General features: G+C 70.4%; 18 protein-coding genes. 4 read left to right on the plus strand and 14 right to left on the minus strand.

Annotated elements, in window-relative coordinates; genetic code table 11:
• Window position 1 precedes the first annotated feature (1 nt).
• A complete protein-coding gene (locus tag BLQ43_RS05025) occupies window positions 2-997 on the plus strand; it encodes a threonine ammonia-lyase (RefSeq protein WP_090019019.1) in 996 nt (331 codons plus the stop codon).
• 18 nt (window positions 998-1015) lie between these two features.
• Here the strand turns inward: BLQ43_RS05025 and BLQ43_RS05030 are convergent, their stop codons facing one another.
• The 12 genes from BLQ43_RS05030 to BLQ43_RS05085 form a co-directional block, all read right to left on the minus strand.
• Entirely contained in the window at window positions 1016-1591 is a 576-nt protein-coding gene (locus BLQ43_RS05030; RefSeq protein ID WP_090019020.1) for a bactofilin family protein, read from the minus strand.
• The gene (locus BLQ43_RS05035; RefSeq protein WP_176758525.1) at window positions 1575-3035 is read right to left on the minus strand and encodes a M23 family metallopeptidase; all 1461 of its coding nucleotides are present in this window, start codon (window positions 3033-3035) and stop codon (window positions 1575-1577) included. The genes BLQ43_RS05030 and BLQ43_RS05035 overlap by 17 nt, the downstream gene beginning before the upstream one ends.
• Window positions 3036-3435: 400 nt before the next feature.
• Entirely contained in the window at window positions 3436-5346 is a 1911-nt protein-coding gene (cysC, locus tag BLQ43_RS05040; RefSeq protein ID WP_090019022.1) for an adenylyl-sulfate kinase, read from the minus strand.
• 13 nt (window positions 5347-5359) lie between these two features.
• Window positions 5360-6154, minus strand: a complete 795-nt coding sequence (cysD, locus tag BLQ43_RS05045; RefSeq protein ID WP_090019023.1) for a sulfate adenylyltransferase subunit CysD — start codon at window positions 6152-6154, stop codon at window positions 5360-5362.
• Between the two features lie 144 nt (window positions 6155-6298).
• Entirely contained in the window at window positions 6299-6922 is a 624-nt protein-coding gene (locus BLQ43_RS05050) for a thiamine phosphate synthase (protein ID WP_245659452.1), read from the minus strand.
• Window positions 6919-7728: a thiazole synthase gene (locus tag BLQ43_RS05055; protein ID WP_090019024.1), complete on the minus strand. Its 810-nt coding sequence runs from the start codon at window positions 7726-7728 to the stop codon at window positions 6919-6921. Before BLQ43_RS05055 ends, BLQ43_RS05050 begins: the two co-directional genes overlap by 4 nt.
• 6 nt (window positions 7729-7734) lie before the next feature.
• Complete coding sequence (gene thiS / locus BLQ43_RS05060; RefSeq protein ID WP_090019025.1) at window positions 7735-7950, minus strand: sulfur carrier protein ThiS; 216 nt, start codon at window positions 7948-7950, stop codon at window positions 7735-7737.
• Window positions 7947-9122, minus strand: a complete 1176-nt coding sequence (gene thiO / locus BLQ43_RS05065; protein ID WP_218119124.1) for a glycine oxidase ThiO — start codon at window positions 9120-9122, stop codon at window positions 7947-7949. Before thiO ends, thiS begins: the two co-directional genes overlap by 4 nt.
• 97 nt (window positions 9123-9219) lie before the next feature.
• Window positions 9220-9903, minus strand: coding sequence for a phosphorylase family protein (locus tag BLQ43_RS05070; RefSeq protein ID WP_176758526.1), 684 nt, complete (start codon window positions 9901-9903; stop codon window positions 9220-9222).
• 7 nt (window positions 9904-9910) lie between these two features.
• Complete coding sequence (gene shc / locus BLQ43_RS05075; RefSeq protein WP_090019027.1) at window positions 9911-11905, minus strand: squalene--hopene cyclase; 1995 nt, start codon at window positions 11903-11905, stop codon at window positions 9911-9913.
• 134 nt (window positions 11906-12039) lie between these two features.
• Window positions 12040-13254 carry a glycosyltransferase gene (locus tag BLQ43_RS05080; RefSeq protein ID WP_090019028.1) on the minus strand — a complete coding sequence of 405 codons (1215 nt, stop codon included), beginning with the start codon at window positions 13252-13254 and terminating at the stop codon, window positions 12040-12042.
• 12 nt (window positions 13255-13266) lie between these two features.
• Complete coding sequence (locus BLQ43_RS05085; protein ID WP_090019029.1) at window positions 13267-15882, minus strand: MMPL family transporter; 2616 nt, start codon at window positions 15880-15882, stop codon at window positions 13267-13269.
• Between the two features lie 122 nt (window positions 15883-16004).
• Between BLQ43_RS05085 and BLQ43_RS05090 the strand changes: the two genes are divergently transcribed.
• Window positions 16005-16643: an ABC transporter substrate-binding protein gene (locus BLQ43_RS05090; RefSeq protein ID WP_090019030.1), complete on the plus strand. Its 639-nt coding sequence runs from the start codon at window positions 16005-16007 to the stop codon at window positions 16641-16643.
• Between the two features lie 13 nt (window positions 16644-16656).
• On the opposite strand, the gene dxs is transcribed toward BLQ43_RS05090, so the two are convergent.
• Both dxs and hpnH read right to left on the minus strand, forming a co-directional pair.
• Window positions 16657-18591: a 1-deoxy-D-xylulose-5-phosphate synthase gene (gene dxs / locus BLQ43_RS05095; protein WP_090019031.1), complete on the minus strand. Its 1935-nt coding sequence runs from the start codon at window positions 18589-18591 to the stop codon at window positions 16657-16659.
• Between the two features lie 84 nt (window positions 18592-18675).
• On the minus strand, window positions 18676-19839 hold the full coding sequence (gene hpnH / locus BLQ43_RS05100; RefSeq protein ID WP_090019032.1) for an adenosyl-hopene transferase HpnH: 1164 nt from the start codon (window positions 19837-19839) through the stop codon (window positions 18676-18678).
• Between the two features lie 325 nt (window positions 19840-20164).
• Between hpnH and BLQ43_RS05105 the strand changes: the two genes are divergently transcribed.
• Both BLQ43_RS05105 and BLQ43_RS05110 read left to right on the plus strand, forming a co-directional pair.
• Window positions 20165-21271, plus strand: coding sequence for a sulfotransferase family protein (locus BLQ43_RS05105; protein WP_176758527.1), 1107 nt, complete (start codon window positions 20165-20167; stop codon window positions 21269-21271).
• Window positions 21271-22248 (plus strand): NAD-dependent epimerase/dehydratase family protein, encoded by a 978-nt coding sequence (locus tag BLQ43_RS05110; protein WP_090019034.1) that lies wholly within the window; start codon window positions 21271-21273, stop codon window positions 22246-22248. Before BLQ43_RS05105 ends, BLQ43_RS05110 begins: the two co-directional genes overlap by 1 nt.
• Window positions 22249-22266 lie beyond the last annotated feature (18 nt).

Raw genomic sequence — 22266 nt, forward strand, 5'->3', positions numbered from 1 at the left:
CATGAGCGCTGCGCCGCATGCCCGCCTGCCCAGCTACACCGACGTCGCTTTCGCCGCGGCACGGCTGCACGGGGCCGCGGTGCGGACGCCGCTGCTGACCAACCCGGCCCTGAATGCCGAGGTGGGCGCCAAGGTCCTGATCAAGCCGGAAACGCTGCAGCGAACCGGCTCCTTCAAGTTTCGCGGCGCCTACAATCGGCTGACGGAACTGGGCGTGACGGGCGCGCGCGGCGGCGTCGTGGCCTACTCGTCCGGCAACCACGCCCAGGGCGTCGCCCACGCGGCGCAGCTGCTCGGGATACCCGCAGTGGTGGTGATGCCCGCGGACGCGCCGGAAACAAAGGTCGAGCGCACGCGCGCCTACGGCGCGGAGATCCGCCAGTACGAACGCTTTTTCGAGTGCCGGGAGCGCATCGCCGAAGAGATCGCCGCCGAGCGCGGGGCGACGGTGGTGAAGCCCTACGACGACCCGGCCATCATTGCCGGTCAGGGAACGGTGGGCCTGGAGATGATCCAGCAAGCCCGGGCGGCCGGCGAGCGGCTGGACACCGTGCTGGTCTGTGCCGGGGGCGGCGGGCTGTCGGCGGGAGCCGCCCTCGCCTGTTCGGCGCTAAGCCCCGCGACGGCCGTCTACACTGTGGAGCCCGAGGGCCACGACGACCACGCCCGCTCGCTTGCAGCCGGTCATCGCGTCGCCAATGCGGATGCGCCGCCATCCATCTGCGACGCGCTGCTCGCGCCCACGCCGGGTGCGTTGACGTTCGCGGTGAACGAATCCCGCCTTGCCGGCGGGCTGGCGGTCAGCGACACCGAGGTCCGATCGGCCGTCCGGACGGCTTTCGCCTCGCTCAAGCTGGTGGTGGAGCCGAGCGGGGCCGTGGCCCTGGCCGCGGCTTTGACCGGCAAGCTTGGGCAGCCGGCCGGAACCATCGGCGTGGTGCTGTCCGGCGGCAACGTCGATGCGGGGGCCTACGCCGACACCATCGCCGGCGCCTAACCGCGGTATACGCGGCGCCTATTGGACGCTCTTCGCCGATCCGGCGGCGGTCCCCGTGGCGCCGTCGGCGGTGGTCGCCGCTTCCTCGCCCGGACCGCTGCCGCTATCGCCGTTCGCGCTCCGGCTTCCTTGAGACGCGCCACCCGACCGCTTGCCGGCCTTGGGGCGCGCAGCGGCGCTGTCGCCGGCACTGGCGGCGGCCGGCTGCTGCTGGCTGGTATCCCGGCGCCGACAGTGACCGTCGAGATACGCCCCCGCCTCAATCGCCAGGCTCTCGTGGACGATGTCGCCGTGAATGCGGGCGGTCGCCGCCAGCGTAACCGAGCTGGCCTGGATTTCGCCGGACACGCTGCCGTGAACCTGAACCGTCCGCGCCCGGATCGTGCCTTCGATCGCGCCGTGTTCGCCGATCGTCAGGTTGGCGGCTTCGACATCGCCGTCGACGCGGCCGTCCACCTGGATGTCCCCGGAACTCGTCAGGTTGCCGGTAACGGCCATGTCCGGGCTGATGATCGAAGGGACGTCGCTGGCTTTGCGGCTGGAGCGCTCGGCCGGAGCCGGCTCGTGTGCCGCGGGCTTACCCTTTGAAAACATGCTTCCCCGCCTTCAGGAACTTCATCGGGTCCGCCGGATCGCCGTCCATCCGCACTTCGTAGTGAACGTGCGGCCCGGTGCTGCGGCCGGTGTTGCCCAGTTCGCCGACCTTTTCACGGTGGCCGACGCGCTCGCCTTGCTGCACGCGGATCTCCTTGAGATGGCCGTACACCGTGACCAGCCCCAGGCCGTGGTCAACCTTGACCATGCGGCCGTAGCCGGCACGGTGCCCGGCGAACACCACCTTGCCCGGCGCGGTCGCCTTCACGGCCGAGCCCGCATCCGCGGCCAAATCCAGGCCTTCGTGCATGGCCCACTCGTCGGTGTAGGGATCGCGGCGCTTTCCGAAGTAGCTGCTGATCCAGTACGACTCCACCGGCGCCGTCAGCGGCATCGAGCCCAGCGCTTCCTGCAATGCCAGCATGCGGCGCATCTTGCGGCTCAGCCGGCTGGCGTGCTTGGCGATCGGGTCGTTCACCGGTGCGTCGAGCTTGACCAGCGGACCGCCCTTGGCGCCGGCGTGCGCGGTTTTCACGCGGCGCACGAGCTTGTCCACGTCTACGCCCGTCATGGCCACGGTTTCGCGAACGCGCGTCAGCCCCGAGCCGGTGCGCTCGGCAAAGTGCTTGAACAGGCCGAGATCACGCTCGCGCAGCTTGGACAGCTCGCTTTCCAGGCTGGCCACGCGCTTGCGAAGCTTGTTGCGTGTGCTGGCGAGGGACCGCTTGTCCTGTTGCGCGTCGCGCAGCGCCTTCGCGACAGCGCTGACGCGCGCCATGAGGTTGCGGCCGTCGCCGGACGACAGCCCCAGGCGTCCCTCAAGCGCGCGCACGTTGTCCGCCAGCCGCGCGCGTTCGGCCAGGAGCGCCTGATGCCGCGTGCGGCTCGCGGTCAAGCGCGCCTCGACCGCCTTGAGTTCGTCGCGCAGCGCCGTAACCCGGTCGCGGGCCATGTCCAAGCGCGCCGTGAGCCGGTCGGCGTGCGCTTCCGCGTGGGCGCGCCCCGCCGCCTCCGCCTGCCGGTGCGCGCGCTGCGCGGTCAATTCCGTTCCCAGGTCCGCGCGAGCTTGCCGCGCTTCTTCCCGCTGGCGGGTGACCTTGGCAAGCGCCGCCTCGGCGTTGGCGAGTTGCCGACGCAGGCGGTCGCGCTCCGCGGCCAGTTCTTCGGCCCGCGCGTCGGCGCCGCGAACACCCGCCCGAACGCGGGCGATGCGTTGCGTCAGCTTGCGGTTGGCGGCGGCAAGGTCCGTCAGGTTGTCGCGCACGGCGGCGACCGGGCCACCGTCGGGCTGCCCGTCCTGCGTCGTTTCGATGTCGGCGTTGGCCACGATGTCGTCGGCGGTGTCGCGCAAACCCGCGATACGGCCCTGAAGGTCGCTGTATTGGGCGCGCAGGCTCGCAATCTCCGCCTGGCGGCTTTCCAGCGCCTCGTGCTGCCAGGCCATCCCCCCGAGGGCCGCAACAAGCGTCAGGGCGCACGCACACACCGACCCCGCGGCGATCTTCTGGGCGCGCGCGCTGATGTGGAGGCTGCGGATGCCGGCGTTGTCGCGGAGCAGCAGGGTGCGATCGCGAAATGTCCTGTCCAGCCGGCTTCGGATCGCTCCGCCTGAAATCCGCACCATCACCGGCCCCCCGATCCGTTGAACACGCGGCACGCCGCCGCCGGATGGTCCGCCGAGCACGCCGCACGGCAAGACAGCGGCGCGTCGATCAACGGGTAGGAAGGCTACCAGCGCCCTTATGGCAGTTCAAGCTAAACGGATTCGGTAGGGTTACCCAACAGGATAGCAATAAAAAAGACTGACCAGCCCAACGGCCGGTCAGTCTCATTTGATCACACCTTTAAACGACTTCGACGCGCTTTGACGGATGAAGCGAGAACTTGCTCTCGACGTAGTCCAGCACCTGCTGCGTGCACGCCTCGACAGCCTCGCCCGTGGTATCGACAACCAACTCCGGATCGACCGGATGCTCGTAGGGCGCGTGGATTCCCGTGAAATCCTGGATCTCGCCGGCCCGGGCGCGGCGGTACAACCCCTTGGGATCGCGCTTCTCGCAGGTTTCGAGATCGGCGTGGACGTAGATCTCGTGGAATTGGCCACGGCCCGCCGCCCGGGCGCGCTCGCGGTCGGCCCGGTAGGGCGAGATGAAGGAGGTGATGACGATGAAGCCGGCATCCGCGAAGAGCGCCGCGGCCTCGCCCACCCGGCGGATGTTTTCCGCGCGGTCGTCGGGCGAGAAGCCAAGGTTCGCGTTCAGCCCGCGGCGCACGTTGTCGCCATCCAGCACATAGACCTGATAGCCCTTGCGGAAGAGGTGGTTCTCCACCTCCATCGCCAGCGTGGACTTGCCCGCGCCGGACAGCCCGGTGAACCAGAGCACGCCGCCGATGTGGCCGTTGCGCTCGTGCCGGGCCTCAGCGGGCACGCGGTGCTCGACGCTGTAGACGTTGGTGGACTTCACCTGCAGCGCCCGGCGCTGGTCAGGGTAGCCCTCCATGGAGAGCACGCCGCCGGCGACCGCGTCGTAGCCGTCGATGAGGACGAAGCGGCCCGTACGCATGATGTCGTGGAACTCGTCCACGGCCAGCACCTGTTTGCTGCGCAGGACCACCTCGGCGATCTGGTTGCGCCCGACCTGCTCGGCGGGCCTGGATGCCAGGGTGTCGGTGTCGATGACGCTGTCGATCGCCTGCACCGTCACGCGGGCCTCGCGCGTGGCCAGCTTCATCTTCAGCGTCTTGCCGGCTTCCAGCGGCTCGTGGCCGAACCAGAAGATGCGCCCCTTGAAGACGTTGGTGAGCTTGGGCGCATTGTCCTCGTGGCTGGCGATCTCGCCGCGCTCCAGGAAGAGCTGCTCGTCCAGCGTGATGGACACGGACTCGCCGGCGCGCGCCTCCACCGGGTTTGGATCGCGGTTGAACGCCTCGATCGAGCGCACGCGCACCGTCTTGTTCGACGGCGAGAACAGCAGGGTGTCGCCCTGGCGCAGGATGCCGGATTCGATCCGCCCGGCGATCAGACGGCGGTCGTCGAACTTGTAGACGTCCTGCACGGGGAAGCGCAGCGGCTGCTCCGTGGGGATGGTCAGGACGTGGAAACTGTCCAGCGCGTCCAGCACCGTCTTGCCGTCGTACCACGGCGTGCGCTCGGAGCGCGTGGCCATGTTGTCGCCGTCGCGCGCCGAGATCGGCACGATGTAGGTGGGATCGACGCCGATGCTGTTGAGGTAGTGCGTGACCTCCTGGGAGACCTCGGCGAAGCGCTGCTCGTCGAAGTCCACCAGATCCATCTTGTTCACGGCCACGGCGACCTGCTTGATGCCCAGGATGTGCAGCAGGTAGCCGTGCCGGCGCGTCTGCTCCTGCACGCCCTCGCGCGCGTCGACCACGAGCACCGCCGCGTCCGCGTTCGCCGCGCCGGTGACCATGTTCTTCAGGAACTCTTTGTGGCCCGGCGCGTCGATGATCGTGTAGTCGCGCTGCTCCGTCCTGAACTGGATCTGCGTCGTGTCGATCGTGACCGCCTGATCGCGCTCGGCCTGGAAGGCGTCCAGCAGGAAGGACCACTCGAGCGGCATGCCGCGCCGCTCGCTCATGGCCTTCAGCTCCTCGAACTTGCCGTCCGGAAGGCTGTCCGTGTCGTAGAGCAGCCGGCCGATCAGCGACGACTTCCCGTGATCGACGTGGCCCACGAAAACCAGTTTCGCCAATTCGCGGGCCTGCCAGGGCGCGTTGGGCTGCGCGATCGCCATCGTGGCGGCCTCCTTACATATATCCGGCGGAGCGCAGACGCTCGAAAGCGTCTTCGCTTTCGTGATCCATGGCGCGGCCGGCGCGCTCGGGCGCCTTCGTCGTCTCCAGCTCGGCGATGATCTCCTCGATCGAGCTGGCGTCCGACTGGACCGGGTGCGTGATGTCGTGGTCGCCCAGCGAGCGGTAGCGCCAGCCGTCCTTGGCGAAGTAGAGCGGCACCACCGGGATGTTCTCGCGCTGGACGTAGCGCCAGATGTCCACTTCCGTCCAGTTCATCAGGGGGTGGATGCGCACGTGCGACTCGGGCGGGAAGTCCGTCTTGAACTGATCCCAGAACTCCAGGGGCTGGTCGCGGAAGTCCCACTGCATGTTCTCGTCGCGCGGCGAGAAGACGCGCTCTTTCGCGCGCGTGGCCTGCTCGTCGCGGCGGATGCCGGCGATGATGCCGCGGTAGCCGTACTCACGGATCAGGCGCTTCAAGCCCTCCGTCTTCCGCGCGGCCGAGCGCGCGGCGTGCGGGAGCGTCGGGTCGACCTCCTCGATCGGCGGGCACGTGTAGACCTGAAGGTTCAGGCCCCATTCCTTCGAATAGCCGTCGCGGAACTCGTACATGGCCTGGAACTTCTTTTCGGTGTCCACGTGGATCACCGGGAAGGGAACGTGGCCGCCGAACGCCTTCTTGCACAGCCAGACCATGACGTTGGAGTCCTTCCCCAACGACCACAGCATGCCGAGGGGTGAAATGTTCGCGTACGCCTCGCGCAGGATATACACGGACTGCGCCTCGAGCTGATCCAGCCGCTGCATGGTCAATTTTACACCCCTTCGGCGTCGTTTTTCTGAACAACCCGGTTCTTTACTGTGGAACCCGCATATACGGATGATATCGAGGTTAAGCAAGCCTTTCTTGACAAGCCGTGAAGACGGCGCACCGGTTGCCCCGGGTCCGGTTCACACGACCCGCAACCCCTCGATGTAGCGCGCCGTTATCGCGCGCGGATCGTCGGCGCGCATGATTTCGCCCATGACGGCGACGGCCTGCGCGCCCGCGTCCAGGCAGTCGCGCGCGTTGTCCGGGGTAATGCCGCCCAGCGCCACGACCGGCGTGCTGAGCGCGTCGCAGAACTCTTCCAGGAGGTCGAGTCCCAGCGCGGGACCGTAGCCGGGCTTGCTGCGGGTTTCGAAGACGGGGCTGACGGTCACGTAGTCGGCGCCGTGGGCCTGAGCGTACTCGGCCTCGTCCCAGGAATGGACGGACGCGCCGACAAAGGCGGTGCCGCCCAGGATGTCGCGGACCGCCCCCGGCGAGGTGCCCTGCCCCACGTGGACGCCGTCGGCGCGGGCGGCTTCCGCCCCGGCGACGTCGCCGTGCAGCGTCGTCACCGCGCCGTAGCGCTGGGCCAGCTTGACGATGCGCCGGGCCATGCTGCGGCGATCGCGGCTGCTCATGTCGCGGTCGCGGACACTGATCCAGCGGCAGCCGCCTTCCAGCGCGCCCTCGACGGCCGCGTCCAGACCGTGGCGCGCCTGGTGGCGGTCGGTGATCAGCATCAGGCGGGGGCGCGGCAGGATCATGATCCGATCAGTCCCAGTTGCGGGCTGGAGGGCTCGGCCGTCGCCTGCTTCGGCATCCGCCCTGCCCGGCGCGCGTCGGCGCCCGCGTCCACGGCCGCGCGCATGGCCCGGGCCATGCGGACCGGCTCGCGCGCCTTGGCAACGGCGGTGTTCAGCAACACGCCCTCGCACCCGAGTTCCATCGCCTGCACGGCGTCCGAGGCGGTTCCGATCCCGGCATCCAGGATCACCGGCACGGGGCTGCGCGAACAGATCAACTCGATCGCCCAGGGGTTGGCGATGCCCTGCCCCGAGCCGATGGGCGAGCCCAGCGGCATCACGGCCGCGCAACCCGCGTCGATCAACCGTTGGGCCACGACGGGATCCTCCGTCGTGTAGGGCAGGACCACGAAGCCGTCGCGCACCAGCTCGTCGGCCGCCTTCACCAGCTGCTCGACATCCGGGTAGAGGGTTTCGCGGTCGCCAATGACCTCCAGCTTGACCCAGTTCGTCTCCAGCGCCTCGCGGGCGAGCTGCGCCGTCAGCACGGCGTCGCGCGCGGTCTCGCAGCCGGCCGTGTTGGGCAGGATGGTCTTGTGGCGCAGAAGGTCCAGAACGCTCTCGGCGTAGCCCTCCAGCGAGATGCGCCGGATGGCGGCGGTCACGAGTTCCGCGCCGCTGGCCTCGATGGCGTCCAGCATGATCTGGCGGTTGGGATAGCCGGACGTTCCGATGAGCAGACGCGACTCCAACGTACAGCCGGCGATGGTGAGGCCCGCAGGCGGCGCCTCCGCCGCCTCCTCCGGCGTCGGATTGAGCTGCGTCATGGCCGGTCAGCCTCCCGCGAAGGGCTTGACGATTTCCACCTGCCCGCCCGCCGGCACGTGCGTGGTCGCCCAGTCACGACGCGGCACCACCGCGCCGTCGACGGCCACGGCCAGCCCGCGGCGCTCGGGGTCCAGCCCTTCGTGCTCCACGATCTCGCGCACGGCTCGCTCGGCGAGATCACGCGCCTCGCCGTTGACCGTGATGCTGCTGCTCGCGCTCATGTTGCCTCCATCGCAGCCGGCCGGCCGCGCGTAAAGCGCTCGGGCCCGAAGGGCGCCAGCTCGGGCACGCGCTCGCCGCTCAGGATCTCGGCGGCCACCGCCTGCGCCGTCAGCGGCGCCAGCAGGATGCCGTTGCGGTGGTGCCCCGTGGCGAGCCACAGGCCGTCGACGCTGGACCGCCCCAGGATCGGTGCGTCGTCGCGGCTGGTGGGGCGGAAGCCGACCCAGGTTTCCTGCACCGGCAGATCCTCGATCGCCGGCACCGCGCGCCAGGCGGCCTGCAGGATGGCGTACAGCCCGCCGGCCGTGATCGTGGTGTCGAAGCCGTTTTCCTCCACCGTGCCGCCGATCACCAGGGTGCCGTCCCGCCGCGGCACGAGGTAGACCGTGGGCGCCCAGAGCACGTGGCGGAGCAGCGGCGCCTCGGGATCCATGCGCAGGCTGAGCATCTGCCCCTTCACCGGGCGCACCGGCGGGCGCGCGGCCTCGGGCACGCCCGCGACGCCGTGGCTCCACGCCCCGGCGGCGAGCACCACGGCGTCCGCCGACACGGTTTCGCCGCCCACGCGGACGCCGGTGGCCCGGCCGCCCTCGGTGACGACCGCCTCGACCGGCGTGTTGGCATGCACGCACGCGCCGGCGGCTTCGGCGGCCTTGCGCAGCCCCCGCGTCAGGGCGCGGTTGTTGACCTGGTGGTCGTCGTGGCTGGCAACCCCGCCCTGGACGTGGCGCGTCAGGTGCGGCTCGCGCTCGCGAAGCTGCGGCCCAGTCAGCCAATCCAGGGGGATGCCCTGCTCGCGCTGGTACTGGTAATTCCAGCGCACGCGCTCGGCCTCGTCGCGCGTGATCGCCGCGATCAGCAGGCCGTCGGTGCGGTATTCGGGATCGATGCCGCTGGCCGCGCGCACCGCCTCGGCGAAGTCGGGCCACAGGCGCTGGCTCAGCCGGCCCAAGTTCGTCAGCGCTTCCTCGCCCGGCTCGGCTTCCGCGCCCGCGGCGAGCATCCCGGCCGCGGCCCAGGACGCGGCGGTGCCGGGCTCCCCGGCGTCGTAGACGTCCACACGGCACCCGGCCCGCGCCAGCGTCCAGGCAATGCCGAGTCCGTTCACCCCGCCGCCGATGACGGCGGTGTGCGGGCGGTGACGGATCGCGGTGGGAAAAGGGGTCTCCACGGCCGGCTCCCTCGTCCGGCGGGCGCGCCCGGGCGCAACCCGCTTGCCGTGGACGATATGTGCCTTTTCGCGAGCCGGAACAAGTGGATCGGGTTGGTCAGGATTCGCGCAGGTGATGCGGTGCGCGCATCAAGGCGTCCGCCAACGCGCTAAGCGTGGCATGGGCCGTGCGGCTGTCGCGCGCCAAAGCCCGGAGCGCCAGCGGATGCAGCAGCGCGCGGGGAATACCCTGCCAGCGCACCCCGCCGTCGGGCCGCACCAGATCGAGCAACGCGGGCGGCACGGCCCGGTTCGCCGGATCGCTGACGGCGCGCAGCACGAGCCACGGCACCCCGGCCCGCTCGACCGCGCGGGCGACGATGTGGCTTTCCATGTCCACCGCCGCCGCGCCCGTGCGCTCGCCCAGGGCCAGCTTCGCCTGCGGGGTGGTCACGGCCGCGTCGGCGCCGGCGATATCGCCGCTCACCGGCGGCCGATCGCACGCCGCCGCCACGGCCGCGTGCCAGCGGGCATCGACCGGCCGGCGCGTCCCCTCGGGGTCGATGACGGCTTCCGGCAGGAGCGCGTCACCGGAGCGCAGCGCGCCGGACAAGGCGCCCGCAAGGCCGAAGCTGACCAGCAGATCGGGCGATTGCGCCAGCAGCTCGGCGGCCACCTCGCTCGTTCGCTGGGGATCGGCGCCGGCGGGGCGCACCGTCAGCTCGACGCCGCCCCTCTCCGCCGCAGCGCGCAGAACCGCCGCCTCCGACGCCAGCCCGGTGACGGCGGCGATGCGGCTCACGGCTGCCTCACACGCCAGTTCCGAGCGCGCGCGTGTTGCTGCGCATGAGCGTGCGGTAGCGCGCCAGCGCCCACAGCGGGAAGTAGGCGCTGTAGCCGTGGTACTTCAGGTAGAAGACGCGCGGGAAGCCGATGCCGGTCCAAAGCACCTCCTCCCAGTTCGGCCCCTGCATGGGCTGGCGCAGCAGGAAGCGCACGCCCTCGTGGACGGCTTCGCTCTCCACCTCCCCGGCGGCCATGAGGCCGAGCAGGGCCCACGCGGTCTGCGAGGGGGTGCTGTCCTTGGACTCGCCGCGGGCCTCGTCCCAGTAGGTGGCGCAGTCCTCGCCCCAGCCGCCGTCGGCGCGCTGCGAGGCCTTGAGGTAGGCGACGCCGTCGCGGATGGCCGGGTGGGAGGGCTCCAGCCCGGCGGCGGTGAGCGCGCTCAGCGCGGACCAGGTGCCGTAGACGTAGTTGACGCCCCAGCGCCCGTACCAGGAGCCGTCCTTTTCCTGCTCGTTGAGCAGGTACTGAATCGCCGCATCGACGGACGGGTGCCCGCGCTCGTGGCCGAGTTGCACCAGCATCCCCAGGCAGCGCGCGGAGACGTCGGCGGTCGGCGGGTCCAGCAGCGCGCCGTGGTCCGAGAACGGGATGTGGTTGAGGTAGTGGTAGGTGTTGTCGACGTCGAAGGCGCCCCAGCCGCCGTTGCTGCTCTGCATGCCCTCGATCCAGGTGGTTGCGCGCCGGATGGGCTCGGCGTAGGCGTCCGGGTCCACGCGGTCGAGCAGCATGCCCACGACGGCCGTGTCGTCCACGTCCGGATAGTAGTCGTTGCGGTACTGGAACGCCCAGCCGGAGGGCTCAAGGTCCGGCTTGCGCACGGCCCAGTCGCCCTTCACGTGGGTGATCTCGCGCTCGGCCAGCCAGTCGCAGGCCGCCTTCGCCGCCTCGTGCGCGCCGGGCTCGTTCGCCTCCATCATGGCGTGGGCGGTGAGCGCGGTGTCCCAGACCGGCGAGAGGCAGGGCTGGCAGTACATCTCCTCGCCGCGGTCGAGCAGCAGCTTTTCGATGCTCTGGCGCGCGGTGACGCGGTCCGGATGATCCTCCGGATAGCCGAGAGCCGAGAACGCCATGACCGCGTTCGCCATGGCCGGGAAGATCGCGCCCAGGCCGTCCTCGCCGTTCAGGCGCGGGCGGATGAAGTCGACGGCGCGCTGCTCGGCCTTGCGCCGGATGGGGCGCGGCATGGCGCGGTCGATGACCTTCACCAGCTTGTCGGCGGCGACGAAGATGTCCCCGATCGTGCTGCCCGTGGGGTTGTCGATGTAGTCGGTTTCCTGCTCCGGCGGCGTGGTGAAGAGCTCGCGGATATGCACGCCGCGCGGGTTCGCCGCCAGCGGCTTGCGCGCCATCAGGATCGCCAGCGGCATGATCACCGTGCGCGACCAGTAGGACACCTTGTCGATGTGGAAGGGGAACCAGCGCGGCAGCAGCGCGATCTCCGCCGGCATCGTGGGCACGCCCCGCCACGGCACCTGCCCGAACAACGCCAGCGTGATGCGCGTGAAGTTGTTCGCCTTGGCCGCGCCGCCCAGCGCCAGGACGTGCGCGCGCGCCCGGCGCATGTGGGGTGCCTCGGGATCGTCACCGATGATCTTGAGGGCGTAATACGCCTTCACCGTCGCCGAGAGGTCGGTGAAGCCCGCCTGGAACAGCGGCCAGCCGCCGTCCGACTTCTGGATGCGGCGCAGGTAGCGGCCGATCTTGGCCTCGGTCTCGCCGTCGTCCTCCTCGCCCAGGAAGTGGCGCAGCAGGATGTATTCCGAGGGGATCGTGGCGTCGGCCTCGAACTCCCAGATCCAGTGGCCGTCGGCCTTCTGGCGCTCGCGCAGGGCCTGCGCGGCGCGCTCGATCCGCGAGTCCACCTCGCTCAGCAGGTCCCCCGCCGCGCCGGCTGCGTGCGCGTGCGCGGACGCCTCGCGGACGGTCGCTGTAGCGTGGTCGGCTCGCTGTGTGTCCATGAAGGCTCGTCTCCGTCGTGTGGGGACCGGGTCGTCGCGATCCGGGGAATGGCGGCACCACGCCGTGAACGCGCGGCCGCGAGAACGTGGGGAACGTTAAGAAAAGCTTGCAGCACCCACAAGAGCCGGGATCGTCAGGAGTAGTCCGACGGACCGGTCTCGCGGCCTTGTGATGCGCGCGTGTTGGCCGCCTGCGCCCGGCCCTTCCACAGGCCGCCACGTCCAAGATGGTAGCGGCGGGCGGAATCCAGGGTCATGAGCGTATAGGCCGCCGCCGCCACGGGCAGCAGCGGCGCAAGCGCCGGGGAGCGGCCGTCGTGCCGCAGCGTCGGCGCAAAGGCCACGGCTGACGCCAGCCAGGCCGCCAATCCCAGTGCACCGGCCGCGGGGTTCGCGTGCCACGGCCACGTCAGCGCAGCGAGCGGCGGCGCGACGTAGAGCGTCAGCATGCCGGTCACCGTGCCCGCGAGCAGCAACGGATTGTTGCGCAGCTGCGCGTAGGCCGTGCGCGCGACCATGTGCCACACCTCGCCGAGCGCGGTGTAGGGGCGCAGGCTGTGCGATCGGTCCGCCATGCCGAGCCAGATGCGCCCGCTGCCGGCGCGCTTGATGGCCCTCGCAAGGGCGCAGTCGTCGATCAGGGCGTCGTGGATGGCGTCGAAGCCGCCCGCCGCCGCCAGCACCCGCCGGCGCAGCAACACGCAGCCGCCCGCCGCGGCGGCCGTGCGCGCCTTGGGATCGTTGGCCCAGGCGAAGGGGTAGAGCTTGCGGAAGAAGAAGATGAACGCCGGGATCGCCAGCTTCGCCCACGGGCCGTCCGCGGACAGCCGCACCATGAGCGAGACGAGATCGCGCCGGTCCGCATCGGCCTTCGTCACCAGCCGCGCCAGGGTGTCGTGGACGTGCGTGATGTCGGCGTCGGTGAGCCAGAGGTAATCGGGCCGCCAGCCGGTCTCGTCGAGCGCGCCCCAGCCCTGCTCCAGCGCCCACAGCTTGCCCGTCCAGCCCGGCGGCGGCGTGGTGCCGCCGATCACGGCAAGTCGGCCCGCGGCCCCTGCCCGCTCGGCGCCCAGGCGCGCCTGCGCCGCCGTGCCGTCGTCGCTCTGGTCGTCGACGACGATCGCGTGCAGCTCGCCCGCGTAGGCTTGGCCGAGCACGCTCTCCACGGTCGCCGCGATCGTCGCCCCCTCGTTGCGGGCAGGGATGAGCACGGCCACGCCCGGCCACGTCCGCCGTTCCGCCGGCTCGGGCAGCCATTCGCGCAGGCGCCAGAAGCCGCCCCGGTCCAGCAGCAGCACCGCCCACGCCAGCGCGGCCACGGCCACGAGGGCCACCCCGAACAGCTGCATGCCGTCCTCCGGTCAGTCCTTGCGCGCCGCCCGCACGCCGGTTCCCCGGGCGTGATACGGCGCGACCGCCGCGATCAGGCACGGCAGCACGACCAGGACGGAGATCAGAATGAAGGTGATCGCCAGGGTCAAAAGCGCGCCCATGCTGCTCATGCCCTTGTGGTCGGAGAGGACGAGCGTGCCGAAGGACGCCAGCGTGGTGAGCACGCTCAGCAGCACGGCGCGCGGCGTTGAGGTGGCGAACACCTGGTCGATCGCCGCGACCTGCCGCGCGCGCAGGACGAGGTGGATGCCGCTGCTCACCCCAAGCCCGAGCAGCAGCGGCAGCACGATCACGTTGGCGAAGTTCAGCGCGATGCCGGCCAGCACGGCCGTCCCCAGCGTCAGCACCGATGCCAGCGCCAGCGGGGCGAGCGCCAGCAGGACGTCCGGCAGGTGGCGCAGTGTCACGGCCAGCAACAGCACGATGGCGATCACCGCGTAGGTCGTCGCCTGCCGGAACGCCGCCACCACGGCGTTCGAGGCCTCGTGGATGATGACGGGGGCGCCCGTGGCGCGCGGGTCCACATCGAGGGCGCGTTGCGCGAACGCGCGCAGCGCCGCGTTGTCTTCGAGCGCGGTGGCGGGTTGCACCTGCACGCGGGCCTGGCCATCCGCACTGACCCAGCGTTCGGCCAGATCGGCCGGAAGATCATCCCGCTCGACACCCTCCACCGAGAGCGCGCCGCGCACGAAGTCCAGGGTACGCGGCAGATAATCGGTCCAGCGCGCGTTCAGCGCCGCCAGATCCGGCGGATCGCCGAGCCTGTCCAGTTCCGTGAGGACGCGCTGCGCGGCCTCGGCGTTGGCGTCCTCGCCGGCCGCGAGCGTTGCCAGGGACTCCCGGATCGTGCGGTAGGCGTCGCGGCGCGCGGCCGGCTCCAGGTTTCGCTCGCCCCGCGCCCCGAAGAGGGGGGCGAGGAAGAAGCTGGCTTCCTCGATGGCGGCGAGCTTGGCGTCCTGGTTCTCGGGCACGTAGCTGGCGAGCGTGCGCACCCGGCCGAAACCCTCGGCCGTGCGGAAGCGCTCGGCCACCCGCTGCGCCGCGTCCGGGCTCTCGGCCAGGACGTTGACGACGTAGGGCGTCGTGTCCGGGTCGCCGGCGATCTCGTTGAAAACCTGGATGGAGGACGCGTCGGGATCGCGCAGGTTCATTGGATTGAAGTCGAAGGTGGTGCGCGACGCCAGCACCAGGCCGACGACGCCGACGATCAGCGCGCCGAGCAGCACCTTGCGGCCGTGGTTCGCGACCAGCCGCCGTTCCTTCGCCACGACGTGCGGCGGCTCGCCGAAGCCGCGGCGCGGGCGCCATACCGCCAGCAGCGCGGGCAGCACCGTCAGGCTGGCGCCCACGGCCACGAACATCCCGATCCCGGCGATGAGCCCCAGTTCCGCCAAGCCGCGATACGCCGTCGGCAGAAAGGAGAAGAAGCCGAGCGCCGCGCACACCGCGCTCAAAAGCAGCGCGCAGCCCACGCCGCGCCCCGTGGCGGCGATCGTGGCGGCCGTCCCGTTGCGCCGCTCCTCCCGGTAGCGCAGGGCGAAGTGGATGCAGAAGTCGATCCCCAGGCCGAGGAAGAGCACCGCGAAGGCGACGGAGATCAGGTTCAGCTCGCCCACGACCACGGCCGCGATCCCGGCTGTCCAGATCAGCCCGAGGACGAGCGTGATCAGGCTGCACGTCACCAGCCGGGGCGCGCGCAGGCCGATGAGAAGGATCGCGGCGACCGCGACGAGCGACAGCAGGGCTGCGCGCACGCCGCTGGACTCCACCGTGATCAGTTCCTGGTGCTCGATCACGGCCTCGCCGGTCAGGCGCACGCGACCGGCGCCGCCCTCGTTGACGCCGGCCTGGGCGGCCCGCGCCGCGGCGATGGCCTCGCTGGCGGGCTTGAGGCGGTCGTAGTCCAGCTCGGGCTGGACGATCACGAACTGCTGGGTGCGCGCCAGCTGCTCGCCGTCCGCCGGCGCGAAGAGCGCCTGCCACGACAGCTTGCGCGGGCGGCCCTCGGCCATGGCCTCGGTGCTCACGGCCATTTCCGAGAGCAGCGCGCTCAGCGCGTCCGGCGGCAACTCCTCCCGCCGCTCGGCGGCGAGGCGCAGCATGTCCGCCAAGCCGGCCATGTTCGGTTGCTCGGCGAGTGCGGCCAGCACGGGCTCCGCCGACGCCAGGCGGTCGAGCACGCGTCCAAGCTTGTCCTGCTTGAGAAAGAGGAAAGCGTTTTGGCGCAGGAAGCTGCCGGCCGGCTGGTAGACCTGCTGCACGCTCTCGGCCCCGCGCATGCGGTCGGCGAAACGTTCGGCGGCGATGTCGGCGGCCTCGGGCGTGGGGCCGTCCACCACGGCGAGGATGGCGTTGTTGAGCCCCGGGAAGGCGTCGTTGAAGGCCTTGGCGTGCTGGCGGAAGGGCTCCTCGGGCGAGATCATGTCCACGGTGTCGGTGGAAATGCCGAGGTTGCGCTGCACGCCGACCACAGCGGCCAGCGTCAGCACCACCGCCACGGCCAGCACGCCGTAGCGCCAGCGCTGCACCCACGCGGCCCAGGCGCCCAGCCACGCCGGGCACGTGCGCATCATCCAGTCGGTCATGTCCTCACCTGTTCACCGCATCTTGTGCGCACGCGCCGCGTCACCGATGTTACGACTACCGTGTTCGGCGGGGTCGCGCGCGGCCCCGGCCCATCCTGAGTCGTGTCCAGAGGAGAGCGCCCATGCGCCGCCGCGCTGTGCTCGCGATCATTGCCGCCGCGTTCCTTGCCGTGACCGCGCCCACGGCGCCGCGCGCCGCGGCGGATGTGCCGGACGCCGCCACCGCGCCCATCCGGACGTTGACCGACACCCTTCTGGAAACGATGCAGAAAGCCGGGAGCCTCGGGTTCCAGGGCCGCTACGACAAGCTCTCGCCTGTGCTGCAGGAGGCCTTCAACTTCACCTTCATGACGCGCCTGGCGGTGGGCTCGCACTGGAAGACGTTCAACGAGCAACAGCGCGACACCCTCGTCGACCATTTCGCGCGCATGAGCGTGGCAACCTTCGCCGCACGCTTCGACGGCTACAACGGGGAAAGCTTCGAGGTGCTCGATCCCCGCCCCGGCCCGCGCGACAGCATCCTGGTGCCAACGCAGCTGACCAAGGCGAACGGCGACACGGTGACGATCGAGTATCTCACGCGGCAAGGCGATTCGGGCTGGCAGGCCGTGGACATCTATCTGGACGGGAAGTACTCCGAGATGGCGACCAAGCGCTCGGAGTACACCAGCGTGCTGGAGCGCAAGGGCTTCCAGGCGCTGCTGGACCGCATCGAAAGCCGCATCGCCGAGATGCGCAGCGACGGCGAGGGCTCGGGATAACGGCCCTCAGCGGTCACGCGCTGACGGAGCGCAGCAGCGCGGCGTCGGCGTCGCTATAGCCGAGGGCCTGAAGGGCCTGCGCGGCGACGTGGTGCGCATTCAGCCCCGCTTCCTCGTACTGCTCGTACGGCTTGCCGTGGTCGATGAACGCGTCCGGCAGCGTCATCGGCCGCACCGCAAGGCCGCGATCCAGCATGCCGGCACGCGCCAGGTGCGTGAGGACGTGCGCCGAAAAGCCGCCGACCGCCCCTTCTTCGACCGTGACGAGGACGTCGTGCTGGCGCGCCAAGCGCTCCACCAGTTCGGTGTCGAGCGGCTTGCAGAAACGTGCGTCCGCCACCGTGGTCGACAGGCCGCGCGCTTCCAGGGAATCGGCTGCCGAGAGCGCTTCGTACAGCCGTGTCCCGTACGACAGGATCGCGACTGTGCTGCCCTCGCGCAGCACGCGGCCCTTCCCGATCGCCAGCGGCTCGCCGCGTGACGGCATCTCTACCCCGAAGCCCTCGCCGCGCGGATACCGCAGCGCGCTGGGCCGGTCGTCGATGCTCGCGGCCGTCGCCACCATGTGCTTCAACTCCGCCTCGTCGGCGGCGGCCATGAGCACGAAGCCCGGCAGCGTGCCCAGGTAGGTGATGTCGTAGGAGCCCTGGTGAGTCACGCCGTCGGCGCCGACCATGCCGGCGCGGTCGATGGCGAAGCGCACCGGAAGCTGCTGGATCGCCACGTCGTGGACGATCTGGTCGTACGCACGCTGCAGAAAGGTCGAATAAATCGTTGCAAACGGCCGATACCCCGCCGCGGCGAGCCCGCCACAGAAGGTGACGCCGTGCTGCTCGGCGATGCCGACGTCGAAGCCGCGGTCGGGGAAACGCTCGGTGAACTTGTCGACGCCCGTGCCGCCGGGCATGGCGGCGGTGACGGCGACGACGCGTTCGTCGTCCTCGGCTTCCTGGATCAGGCTCTCGGCGTAGACCTTGGTGAACTGGGGCGCCTGGGGCGTGGGCTTGCTCTGCTTGCCCGTGACGACGTCGAACTTGGCGACGCCGTGGTACTTGTCCGCCGAGCCCTCGGCGGGCGCGTAGCCCTTGCCCTTCTGCGTCACGCAGTGGACCAGGATGGGACCGCCGCCCTCGGCGTCGCGCACGTTGCGCAGCACCGGCAGCAGGTGGTCAAGGTTGTGCCCGTCGATGGGGCCGACGTAGTAGAAGCCCATCTCCTCGAACAGCGTGCCGCCCGTCAGCAGCCCGCGGGCGTACTCCTCCGCCCGGCGCGCGGCCGTGGAGAAGGCGCGCGGGAACTGATCCGCCAGCTCGCGCGCGGCGTTGCGCATCGTGCGGTAGGAGCGCGAGGAGATCGTGCGCGAAAGATAGGCGCTCATCGCACCCACCGGCGGGGCGATGGACATGTCGTTGTCGTTGAGGATGACGATCAGGCGCGAGTTCATGGCGCCGGCGTTGTTCATGGCCTCGTAGGCCATGCCGGCGGACATCGCGCCGTCACCGATGACGCAGACGACGTTCTCGTCCCCGCCGCGCAGGTCGCGTGCCACGGCGAACCCGAGGCCGGCGGAGATCGATGTGGAGGAGTGCGCCGCCCCGAAGGGGTCGTAGTCGCTTTCCTTGCGGCTGGTGAAGCCGGACAACCCGCCGCCCTGGCGCAGCGTGCGGATGCGGTCGCGCCGCTCGGTCAGCACCTTGTGCGGATAGCACTGGTGACTGACATCCCAGATCAAACGGTCCTTGGGCGTGTTGAAGAGGTAGTGGATCGCAACCGTCAGCTCGACCACGCCGAGCCCGGCGCCCAGATGCCCCCCGGTGTGCGAGACCGCGTCGATCACCTCCTGGCGGAGTTCGTCGGCCAACTGACGCAGGTCGTCGTCGGCCAGCCCGCGCAGATCCTCGGGATCGTGGACGCGGTCGAGCAACGGGGTCGTGCTCGTGGATGCCATGCGGCGGCTCCCTCTCGACACAACGGCCGGCGGCTCACAACAGGGCGGCGGACGCCCCGCGGACGCCGCCGCCGTGCGGGGCGGTTAGCCGGCCTCCTGAGCGGGCTCGCGCTCCTGGGTCCGGCCGGCGTCGCGGCTCTTGTCGGGGGCAGGCACCCCCTCGCTCTCGATCAGATCGATGAGATGATCCTCCGCCGGCCGAGCCTGATCCAACGGGATCTCGGGCGCCATGGGCCCTTCGGTCTTTACGCCGCGCAGGCGCACCCACAGCGCCTTCAGCGGGTTGCGCACCGCGTCCTCGACGGCCGTGCCCTCGTAGCCGACGTGGGCCATGCAGTTGGCGCACTTCTCATAGTTGCCCGTCCCGTACAGGGCCCAGTCCGTTTCCTCCATCAGCTGCTTGAAGGAGTCGGCGTAGCCCTCGTTGAGGAGGTAGCACGGCCGCTGCCAGCCGAAAACGTTGCGCGTCGGGTTGCTCCACGGCGTGCAGCGATAGTCCTGGTTGCCGGCCAGAAAGTCCAGGAATAGGCTGGACTGCGCCAGCTTCCAACCCTTGCCTTTGCCGCGGCGGAAGATGTCCCGGAACAGCGTCTTGGTCCGCGCACGGTTGAGGAAGTTTTCCTGATCCGGCGCCTTCTCGTAGGCGAAGCCCGGCGAGACGGTCACGCCCTCGATGCCGAGAGTCGAGACGTAGTCCAGGAACTCGGACACGCGCTCGGCCGTCGCGTCGTCGAACAGCGTCGCGTTGACCGTGCAACGGAAGCCGCGCCGCGTCGCCTCCTGGATGGCCTCGGTGGCCGTCTCGAAGACGCCTTCCTGGTTCACGGCGCGGTCGTGCTCGTCCTTCAGCCCGTCCAGATGAACCGAGAAGTTCAGATAGGGGCTAGGCTCGAACAGGTGAAGCTTTTTCTTCAAGAGCATGGCGTTGGTGCAGAGGTACACGTAGTACTTGCGCTTCACCAGCTCGTTCACGATCGTGTCGATTTCCTTGTGAATCAGCGGCTCGCCGCCCGGGATCGACACCACCGGCGCGCCGCATTCCTCAGCCGCCTCGACGCATTCCTTGGCGGACAGGCGCTGCTTGAGAATCTCCTTGGGGTATTGGATCTTGCCGCAGCCCGGGCATTCCAGATTGCACTGGAACAGCGGCTCCAGCATCAACACCAGCGGGTAGCGCTTCTGGCCCTGCAGCCGCTTCTTCATGATGTACGCGGCCACGCGGGCTTGTTGGCGAAGCGGGACGGACACGGCGCCTCCTCAAGTCTTGCTCAGTTGGTCCGCCGGGCGGACGCACCGCGCGGCATCGGCGCGCCCACCGGGCGGACCGCCGTACGCGAAGCGCGGAGCGGGATACCGCGATTCCCGCGCTCCTTGGAATCATTTGATCACGTAACGCGAGGGCAGTACAGCAATCAACTCCCGCAGGGGAATCATGCCTGCCTCGCGCGTCGTTCGCGAAGGATGCCGCGGACGGTGGCCTTCTGCCAATGACGACGGTGTGACCGGGCACTGCTTGGCGCACCCCGCCCGGCCTGCCACGATCGCGCCGGCCCGACCTCGTCGACCCGGATCCATGACGCGCCCCATCCACCCGCTGACCGGCGCAAACCCAGCCACGCTGGCGCACCTCTTCGCCGCCAACGGCCCGCCGGCGCCGCGCCACTGGCCGGCCGCGGCGGGCATGATCGGCTCCGGGCTCGGGCGCACGCCGGTTTCGCTGGCCGAACGCGCCTACACCGCGGCCATGCGGGGCCGCGCGAGCGGCGAGCCGCCCGTGTTCATCCTGGGGCACTGGCGCTCGGGCACCACGCACCTCTTCAACCTGCTCAGCGGTAGCCCGGCGTTCACCTACGCCACGCCCATTCCGGCGGGGCTGCCGTGGGACTTCCTGCTGCTGGGGCGCGCGCTGCGACCGTTGCTGCGCCGGGCGATCCCGCAGGAGCGCCACATCGACCCGATGGAGGTGACGGAGACGGCGCCGCAGGAGGACGAAATCGGCCTGGCCGCGATGACGCAGCCGTCCTACTACCACGGCGTCTACTTTCCCAGTCGGCTCCGGGATCATATGCGTGCGGGGTTGTTCTTCGACGGCTGCGGCGAGGCCGAGCGCGCGCGCTGGCGTCGGGCCGTACACTGCTACACCGACAAGGTCTCCATCGCGGCCGGCGGTCGGCGCGTGCTGGTGAAGAACCCCGCGCACACAGCCCACGTCGGCGAGCTGTTGAAGATCTGGCCCGACGCGCGGATCGTGCACATCGTCCGCAACCCGTATCACGTGTACAGTTCCACCCGCCGCATGTTCACCGACCTGCTGGACATGCTGGCGCTGCAGGACACGCCGCCCGGCACGGTGGACAACGTGACCAACGAAACCTACCCGCGGATGATGGACGCGCTGCTCGCCGACACGACCGGGCTGCCCGCGCATCAATTCGTCCAGGTCGATTTCGAGTCGCTGGAAGCGCGGCCGCTCGACACCGTGGCACACGTCGCCGACCGCCTCGCCCTGCCCGACCGCGAGGCGATGCTGACGGCGGCGCAGCGGCACCTCGACCACGTGGCGCGCTACAGCAAGCGCACGCGGGAGGTTTCCGTCGAAACGATCGCGGCGGTGAACACGCACTGGGACCGGCACCGGGCCCACTGGGGCTACGCGCGCATGGCCGAAACGGAGGCGTGATGGACCTCGTCACGGGTGGCGCGGGCTTTCTCGGCCGGCACGTCGTCAACGCCCTGCGCGCGGCGGGGCGGCCGGTGCGCATCCTGGACCTGCAGGCTCCGCGCGACCTGCCGGCGGACGTGGAACGCTGCGTCGGCTCGGTCACCGATCCGGGCGCGGTCCGCCAAGCGTTGAACGGCGTCCGGCGGGTCTTCCATCTGGCCGCAATTCCGGAACTCTGGGCACGCGACAAGACGGCCTTCGACCGCGTGAACCGCAGGGGCACGCAGACCGTGCTGGATGCGGCGCGCTGCACGCCCACGCTCGAGCGTTTCGTCCACACCTCCTCGGAAACCGTGCTGGTGCCACGGGCCGGCCGCCCCCTGCCGGACCACCTGGACGAAAGCCTGGAGCTGACGCCCGACGACGTCATCGGCCCCTACGCGCGCAGCAAGCGCGAGGCGGAAATGGCCGTGCTCGCCGCCGCGCGCGATGGTTTCCCGGCCACGGTCTTGATCCCGACCATGCCGCTTGGCCCCAACGACGCCTCGCGCACGCCGCCCACCCGCATGGTCACGGACATGCTGGCCGGCCGCACCCCGGCGGCCATCGACGCGATGATGAACGTGGTGGACGTTCGCGACGCGGCCTGGGGACACCTGCTGGCGGCCGACCACGGCCGCAGCGCCCGCCGCTACCTCCTGGCGGGCGAGAACGTGACGATGCCGCAGTTCATGGAGCGGCTCAGCCGCGCGGCGAACGCCCCCATGCCGAGCCGCGTGATTCCCGGCTGGATGGCGCGGAGCTTCGCCGCCGCCGACGAAGTCGTCGCCGACCGGGTCACCGGCCGCGCCCCGCGGGCGCCGCTGGACGGCGTGCGCATCGCCTGCCGCCAGCGCCCCTTCGACGGTGCGCGCGCCAGGCAGGAGTTGGGCTTCGATCCGCGTCCCCTGATGAGCACGCTTCAAGACACCGTGACCTGGCTGCGGCAGGCCTGACGACGCCGTTTTCCACCG

Origin of the sequence: Limimonas halophila, from assembly GCF_900100655.1 — a bacterium.
Classification (GTDB): domain Bacteria; phylum Pseudomonadota; class Alphaproteobacteria; order Kiloniellales; family Rhodovibrionaceae; genus Limimonas; species Limimonas halophila.

Excerpts from the sequence above, each read along its gene's own strand:
- BLQ43_RS05025 (WP_090019019.1), top strand. The coding sequence starts at position 2 with ATGAGCGCTGCGCCGCATGCCCGCCTGCCCAGCTACACCGACGTCGCT.
- BLQ43_RS05030 (WP_090019020.1), bottom strand. The coding sequence starts at position 1,591 with ATGTTTTCAAAGGGTAAGCCCGCGGCACACGAGCCGGCTCCGGCCGAG.
- BLQ43_RS05035 (WP_176758525.1), bottom strand. The coding sequence starts at position 3,035 with ATGGCCTGGCAGCACGAGGCGCTGGAAAGCCGCCAGGCGGAGATTGCG.
- cysC (WP_090019022.1), bottom strand. The coding sequence starts at position 5,346 with ATGGCGATCGCGCAGCCCAACGCGCCCTGGCAGGCCCGCGAATTGGCG.
- cysD (WP_090019023.1), bottom strand. The coding sequence starts at position 6,154 with ATGCAGCGGCTGGATCAGCTCGAGGCGCAGTCCGTGTATATCCTGCGC.
- BLQ43_RS05050 (WP_245659452.1), bottom strand. The coding sequence starts at position 6,922 with ATGATCCTGCCGCGCCCCCGCCTGATGCTGATCACCGACCGCCACCAG.
- BLQ43_RS05055 (WP_090019024.1), bottom strand. The coding sequence starts at position 7,728 with ATGACGCAGCTCAATCCGACGCCGGAGGAGGCGGCGGAGGCGCCGCCT.
- thiS (WP_090019025.1), bottom strand. The coding sequence starts at position 7,950 with ATGAGCGCGAGCAGCAGCATCACGGTCAACGGCGAGGCGCGTGATCTC.
- shc (WP_090019027.1), bottom strand. The coding sequence starts at position 11,905 with ATGGACACACAGCGAGCCGACCACGCTACAGCGACCGTCCGCGAGGCG.
- BLQ43_RS05080 (WP_090019028.1), bottom strand. The coding sequence starts at position 13,254 with ATGCAGCTGTTCGGGGTGGCCCTCGTGGCCGTGGCCGCGCTGGCGTGG.
- BLQ43_RS05085 (WP_090019029.1), bottom strand. The coding sequence starts at position 15,882 with ATGACCGACTGGATGATGCGCACGTGCCCGGCGTGGCTGGGCGCCTGG.
- BLQ43_RS05090 (WP_090019030.1), top strand. The coding sequence starts at position 16,005 with ATGCGCCGCCGCGCTGTGCTCGCGATCATTGCCGCCGCGTTCCTTGCC.
- dxs (WP_090019031.1), bottom strand. The coding sequence starts at position 18,591 with ATGGCATCCACGAGCACGACCCCGTTGCTCGACCGCGTCCACGATCCC.
- BLQ43_RS05105 (WP_176758527.1), top strand. The coding sequence starts at position 20,165 with ATGACGCGCCCCATCCACCCGCTGACCGGCGCAAACCCAGCCACGCTG.
- BLQ43_RS05110 (WP_090019034.1), top strand. The coding sequence starts at position 21,271 with ATGGACCTCGTCACGGGTGGCGCGGGCTTTCTCGGCCGGCACGTCGTC.